The sequence below is a fragment of the Streptomyces mayonensis genome, assembly GCF_018982965.1.
In the GTDB taxonomy this organism is placed as follows: Bacteria; Actinomycetota; Actinomycetes; order Streptomycetales; family Streptomycetaceae; genus Streptomyces; species Streptomyces mayonensis.
This window is the reverse complement of record NZ_JACBYP010000097.1, coordinates 25,282-31,822: the sequence shown is the minus strand read 5'-3', so window position 1 is coordinate 31,822 and position 6,541 is coordinate 25,282. Positions and strand designations below refer to the sequence as shown.

The 6,541-nt window shown below is 70.0% G+C and carries 5 protein-coding genes and 1 pseudogene; all 6 read right to left on the bottom strand.

Annotation, left to right across the window (positions count from 1 at the left end):
- A pseudogene (locus tag HZS56_RS28445) lies at window positions 1-511 on the bottom strand (type VI secretion protein); the annotation flags it as partial.
- 98 nt (window positions 512-609) lie between these two features.
- On the bottom strand, window positions 610-2,031 hold the full coding sequence (locus HZS56_RS28440) for an ATP-binding protein (RefSeq protein ID WP_216723658.1): 1,422 nt from the start codon (window positions 2,029-2,031) through the stop codon (window positions 610-612).
- Window positions 2,032-2,043: 12 nt separating this feature from the next.
- Window positions 2,044-3,603 carry an SCO6880 family protein gene (locus tag HZS56_RS28435; RefSeq protein WP_216723657.1) on the bottom strand — a complete coding sequence of 520 codons (1,560 nt, stop codon included), beginning with the start codon at window positions 3,601-3,603 and terminating at the stop codon, window positions 2,044-2,046.
- The gene (locus HZS56_RS28430; protein WP_216723656.1) at window positions 3,600-4,928 is read right to left on the bottom strand and encodes a hypothetical protein; all 1,329 of its coding nucleotides are present in this window, start codon (window positions 4,926-4,928) and stop codon (window positions 3,600-3,602) included. Before HZS56_RS28430 ends, HZS56_RS28435 begins: the two co-directional genes overlap by 4 nt.
- A complete protein-coding gene (locus HZS56_RS28425) occupies window positions 4,918-5,718 on the bottom strand; it encodes a DUF8175 domain-containg protein (RefSeq protein ID WP_216723655.1) in 801 nt (266 codons plus the stop codon). Before HZS56_RS28425 ends, HZS56_RS28430 begins: the two co-directional genes overlap by 11 nt.
- A 166-nt stretch (window positions 5,719-5,884) precedes the next feature.
- On the bottom strand, window positions 5,885-6,193 hold the full coding sequence (locus tag HZS56_RS28420; RefSeq protein ID WP_031044159.1) for a DUF8827 family protein: 309 nt from the start codon (window positions 6,191-6,193) through the stop codon (window positions 5,885-5,887).
- Window positions 6,194-6,541 lie beyond the last annotated feature (348 nt).

Here is a 6,541-nt window from a genome sequence, read left to right as displayed (position 1 = left end):
CCGAGGGCCGCCAACTCACCCTGTACCGCGTCGTCCAGGAAGCCCTCACCAACACCCTCAAGCACGCCGGCCCCGACTCCAACCCCGACCCCGACTCCGGCCCGTGCTCCCGCGCGCGGGCCGCCTTCGCCGCCGCCCGCCTGCGCGCGCGTACCGCACGCCACCGCGCCACCGTGCCCATCACGAACACCGCCAGGACGACCAGCACCATCAGCTGGCCGATGAACAGCCCCCAGAACAGCCCGTACCCCGACAGCGCCGCCTCCGGGGCGTCCGGCCAGGCGCCGGGCAGGTCGTGGGGCTCGGCGATCAGTTCGCGCATCGCCAGGGGGGTGCCGCCGAAGGTGACGCCGGAGGGCCAGGAGCCGTGGGCGAACAGGCCGGACAGGCCCGTCGCCGTCCACACCAGCACGGTCATGCCGAGGAGGAAGGCGAGTATGCCGACCAGCAGGCCGTCGGGGATGCCGCCGCCCTGGGACGGCCGCGGGTCGCGGTGGTCGTCCGGTCTCATGCGTCCGGTGCCTCTCCGTTGCCTCTCCGGGGTATGTCCTGCGTCATCGGCGGCTGTGTGATCGCCGGCCGGGCCGTGGTCGACCACGCCGCAGCCGACTACGCCACCGTCGACTCCGACGAGTCGCCGATGTGCTGCTCCACGAAGGCCGCGGCCCGTTCCTCGGCCTCCAACTCCGCGGCGCGCAGGGCGTCGTCGGTGAAGTCGGCGGGGTCGGTGGAGGACTCGGTCATCGCGCGGTCGGTGAAGACCAGCGGGCGTTCGGTCTCGGTGATCAGGTGTTTGACGACCTGTACGTTGCCGTTGACGTCCCAGACCGCGATGCCCGGGGTGAGGGTGGGGATGATCTCCACGGCCCAGCGTGGCAGGCCCAGGACGCGTCCCGTGGCGCGTGCCTCGTCGGCCTTCTGGGCGTAGATCGTGCGGGTGGAGGCCATCTTGAGGATCGCCGCGGCCTCTCTGGCCGCCGCGCCGTCGACCACGTCGGACAGGTGGTGCACCACCGCCACGAAGGACAGGCCGAGCCGGCGCCCGAACTTCAGCAGCCGCTGGAACAGCTGCGCCACGAACGGGCTGTTGATGATGTGCCAGGCCTCCTCGACCAGGAAGATGCGCTTCTTCCGGTCGGGCCGGATCCAGGTGTGCTCCAGCCACACGCCGACGATGGCCATGAGGATGGGCATCGCGATGGAGTTGCGGTCGATGTGGGAGAGGTCGAAGACGATGAGCGGGGCGTCGAGGTCGATGCCGACGGTCGTCGGGCCGTCGAACATGCCGCGCAGGTCGCCGTCGACGAGACGGTCGAGGACGAGGGCGACGTCCAGGCCCCAGGCCCGTACGTCGTCTATGGCGACGTTCATCGCCTCGGCCGACTCCGGCTCGGGGTGGCGGAGCCGCTCGACGATGTCGGTCAGGACGGGCTGGCGTTCGACGATGGTCTCGTTGACGTAGGCGTGCGCGACCTTGAGCGCGAAGCCGGAGCGCTCGTCCAGGCCGTGCCCCATGGCGACCTCGATGATCGTGCGGAGCAGCGCCAGCTGGCCCGTCGTCGTGATCGCGGGGTCCAGCGGGTTGAGGCGGATGCCGTGGTCCAGGGCGGCCATCGGGTCGAGGCGGATGGGGGTTATGCCCAGTTCCTCGGCGATGAGGTTCCACTCGCCGACGCCGTCCTCGCCCTGGGCGTCCAGGACGACGACCTGCCGGTCGCGGAAGCGGAGCTGGCGCAGGACGTACGTCTTCTCCAGGGCCGACTTGCCGTTGCCGGACTCGCCGAGCACCAGCCAGTGCGGGGCGGGGAGTTGCTGGCCGTAGAGCTGGAAGGGGTCGTAGATGTAGCCCTTGCCGGAGTAGACCTCGCGGCCGATGATCACGCCGGAGTCGCCGAGCCCGGGCGCGGCCGTCGGCAGGTAGACGGCCTGTGCCTGGCCCGTGGACGTGCGGACCGGGAGGCGGGTCGTCTCCACCTTCCCGAAGAGGAAGGACGTGAAGGCGTCGGTGAGGACGGACAGCGGGTCCCGCATCAGGCTCAGCCCCTACCTTCGGATGCCGGTGGCGAACGGAAGAGTGTTCACGAAGGCGCGATGGTGCTCACGGTCGCACCACTCCAGTTTCAGGTACGACTTCCCGGCCGAGGCCCTTATCGTCCGCTTGTCGCGGGCCAGTGCCTCGGGGGTGCGGGAGGAGACCGTGATGTAGCCGACCAGGTTGACGCCGGCGGCGCCGCTGGCAAGGTCCTCGCCGCGCTGGTCGAGCCGGGAGTGGGCGGCCATGTCGCGCGGGTCGACGGTGCGGTTCATCTTGGCCGCGCGGGAGGCCTCGGCCTCGTCGTTCGTCTTCTCGGTCAGCATGCGCTCGATGGCGACCTCGGTGGGTTCGAGGTCCATCGTGACCGCGACGGTGCGGATGACGTCCGGGGTGTGCACGAGGAGCGGCGCGAGGAAGTTCACGCCGACCGGGGTCATCGGCCACTCCTTGACCCAGGCGGTGGCGTGGCACCAGGGCGCGCGGGTGGCGGACTCGCGGGTCTTGGCCTGGAGGAAGGTGGGCTCCATGGCGTCCAGCTCGGCCGGCCAGGCGTTGCGCTTGGTCATCGCCTGGATGTGGTCGATGGGGTGGTCCGGGTCGTACATGGAGTGGACGAGCGAGGAGAGCCGGCCCTGGCCGAGGGGCTGGCGGACCCGGATGTCGGCCTCCTGGAGGCGGGAGCAGATGTCGGTCAGCTCGCGCGCCATCACGACGGCGAGCCCGGCGTCCCGGTCCAGCCTGCGGCCGCCCTGCGGCCGGGCGGCGCGGGCCATGGCGTGGGCCTCGGCGGCCAGGTCGCGGGTGTAGTGCATGCAGGCGACGAGGTAGGCGCGGTGCTGCTCGCTGCTGGTGGACACCATCGACTGGAGCTGGTCGTACGACTGCTGCAGCCAGGGCAGTGCCTTGTCGTCGCCGCGCTGGGCGACGTCCTTGGCGTGCGCGTCGGGGTCGGCGGGAAGGGTGCGGGCGAGCATCTGGATGCGGGTGACGAAGCCGTCGCCGTTGGCCACGTGCTTGAGCAGGGTGCCGAAGCGGTCGACGAGGGCCTCCTGGTCCTCGGAGTCGCGCAGGCCGACACCGGGGCCCTCGATCTCGATCGCGGCCGTCACCGTCTTGCGGTCGGCGTGCAGCAGTACGGCGATCTCGTCCGGTCCGAAGGGCGCCGCCAGCCAGCTGATGCGGCCGATGCCGGGCGGCGGCCCGACCTCGACCTCCCGCCCGTCGATCCGGGTGCCGGCCTCGACGGCGCCGGACCGGTAGGCGGTGCCGCTGCGCAGCGTCCGCTTGAAACTGCGGTTGATCTCGAACCACCTGTAGAACGTGCGGTGCTTGTACGGCACGTAGACCGCGGCCAGCGCCAGCATCGGGAAGCCGCAGAGCAGGACGATGCGCAGGGAGAGGACGGGGACGAGGAGCCCGCACATCATGCCGAGGAACGCGCCCGCGACGATCAGCGCGATCTCACCGGTCTCGCGGTTGCGGCCGACGATCGCGTTCGGCCGGGCGCGGCCGATCAGATACGTACGGCGGGGCGTGACCGGATGGGACACGTGGGACTCGGTCGTCAACGCCCGTCACCTCCTGTGCTTTTCGTGCCGCTGTTGCGGGTGTTGCTGGCGTGGGGCGTGTTCACCGGGCTGCCGGAGCGCGGTGCGGGTGCGGCGGAGGGGACATTTCCGCCGCCGTTGGAGGGGCGCGAGCTGTGCGCGGCGACGCCGCCGGAGGCGGGGTTCGAGGGGCGGGCCGCGGCGGAGGACGAGGACTGTCCGCCGCCACCGTCGCCGCCGCTGCGGCCGCTGTGGGTTCTGATGCCCTGGGCGACGAGGTTCGCCGGGGAGCTGATCACGGCGGCGGCCTTGCCCTCGGCGCCCTGCATGATGCGGTTGTTGCGGCTGTTGGCGATCTCGTCGCCGAAGCCGGGCACGAAGCGGTAGATCATCGCGGAGGCGAAGATCGCGAGCAGGATGATGGCGAGGCCGGAGACGATGGCGGCGACGGAGTCGGGCCCGCCGTCCGCGGTCAGCGCGCCGGCGAGGCCCAGCACGATGACGATCACGGGCTTGACCATGATCACCGCGATCATGATGCCGGCCCAGCGGCGGACGTGGCCCCACAGGTTCTTGTCGACCAGGCCGGCGTAGACGACGACGCCGAGCAGCGCGCCGACGTAGAGCAGCACGGCCCGCAGGTACAGCTCCAGGTAGAGCACGCCGGCGGCGACGATCGACACGAACGACACGATGATCAGCATGATCGGGCCGCCGCCGATCTCGTTGCCCTGCTTCAGCGCCTCGGAGAACGTGCCGAAGAACGCGTCGGTCTGGTCCCCGGTGCCCTTGGCCAGGACGTCGGTCACGGCGTCGGTCGCGGACACGATGGTATAGAGGATCAGCGGTGTGAAGGCCGAGGCCAGGACGGTGAGCCAGAGGAACCCGACGGCCTCGGAGAGCGCGGTGGTGAGGGGGACGCCGCGCACGGCACGCTTGGCGACCGCCAGCAGCCACAGGATCAGCGTCAGGATCGCCGACGCCGCGAAGACGACGGCGTACTGCTTGAGGAAGGTGCCGTTGGTGAAGTCGACGTCGGCGGTGTTCTTCACGGCGTCGCTGAGCGTGTCGACGGTCCAGGCGGCGGCGTCGGCACAGCCCTTGGCGAGAGAGGAGAGCGGGTCGAGGGTGGTGGAGGGGCTGTAACTGTCCCCGCCTCCGCCGCCGGAGCCGCCGTCCTGGCCTCGCTCGCAGTACTTCCTGGCGGCGCCGTGGATCTGTTCGCAGGTGTCGTCGCTGGGGGTGGGCGTGGGTTCGGCGAAGGCACGCGTGGCGAAGAGCACAGCCGCCGCCTGTACGGCGGCGACGGCCCCGGTCAGCGTGAGTACGCGCCGGTCAGCGGGCATACGTGAACCCTCCGTACTCCTGGACGGCCTTCGCCATCTCGTCGGCGGTGGATGCCTTGTCGTCGCCCGGGATCGGTGCCGGACCGTCCTTCTGGGAGTGCGTCACGATCTTCCAGTCGTCACCGGCCCACCGGAGCTGGACGGTGATGGTGAACCAGGTGCTGGTGACGGGAGAGGTGGAGTTCTGCCCCGCGAGTCCGAGGAGCCCGTTGCACCAGACCTCGACGGTGACCTCGTCGGCCGTCCCTTCGGTGACCTTGGAGCCGATCGGGCTGGTGCGGGAGACGAAGGTGTAGTCCTTCGGTGTCGAACCGTCCTCGTTCAGGCCGACGTTCTTGTTGAACTCCGGGGTGTACGCCTTGTCCATGGTGGCCTGGAAGTCCGCCACTCTGTCGGGGACGACGACGGCCTGCAGGATGGCGTCGCGCTTGCCCTTGTCGAACATCCCGTCGGACCCCAGCGCCTCCGCGTAGTTCGCCGCGGCGCTCTGCGCGCCCTGCTCGTCGTGGGCGAAGCCCGACTGGACGGGCTTGGTGCCGGAGGGGGCCGTGGACGAGGCGTCCGGCTTGTTTCCCGCCGCGCCCTTCGCGGATGCGGAACCGTCTCCTCCACGGTTCGCGAAGGCGATCGCCGCGATGAGGAGGACGACGACGCCGACCACGGTGATCAGGCTCCGCGAGGACGAGCGGCCGCCGCGCCGGGGGCCGCCCTCCGGCTCCGGCAGCCGGAGCCGGGTCTGGCCGGTGCCGCCGTAACCGCCGGAGGACTGGTGATCGTCTCCGAGACTCATACCGTGTACGCCCCCTCGACGCCGTGTCTGCCGTAGAAGTACGACGGTAGCCGTGCTGGGACCCGTGCGGGTGCGGTGTTATGACTCGACATCAGGGAAACGCAACCTCAGCCAGGTTGGCACGACGGGCGGGTGGGGTGGAAGAAGGGGACGGAGGCGCGCCGGGCTACACGGCCATGCCGTACACGATGGTGAAGAGCGTGCCGAGGGAGCCGATGATGAACACGCCTGTGAGGCCCGCGACGATGAGGCCCTTGCCCTGCTCCGCGCTGAAGGTGTCCCGGAGCGCCGTGGCGCCGATGCGCTGCTTGGCGGCGCCCCAGATGGCGATGCCGAGGCAGAGCAGGATGGCGACGGCCATCACCACCTCGATCATGACCTTGGCCTCGTTGCCCAGGCTGCCGAAGGGGCCCCAGTCCGGAGCAATCCCCCCGATGATGGTGTTGATGTCTCCCTCGTCGGCCGCAAAGAGCATGTAAGTCACCGCCCCTGTTGGGTAGTTCCGCGCCCTCTGCGGACGTGCAGAGGTCAAGCCTCATTGTCGCCGACAATGAGGCCGTCGTATGTCGACTTGGCGTCATTGATTGGCGGGTTTCGTACGAATAGCTTGCCACCGCCCCGCGCCGGCTGGTCAGTCGGCTCCGAGACGGCTTCTGGTGGTCGTATCGTCACTCTGTGTATCACGACGGGGCATGGCTGGCAACGATGTGTAAGCGAAACCTGTGGAGTGGTTCGATCGTTAGGCCCTGATGCGGTGGCGCCGGGGCGGCAAACAGGTACTCCTGGTTCGGTGGCGGCTGACATGGCCGGAAAGCGTCACTGA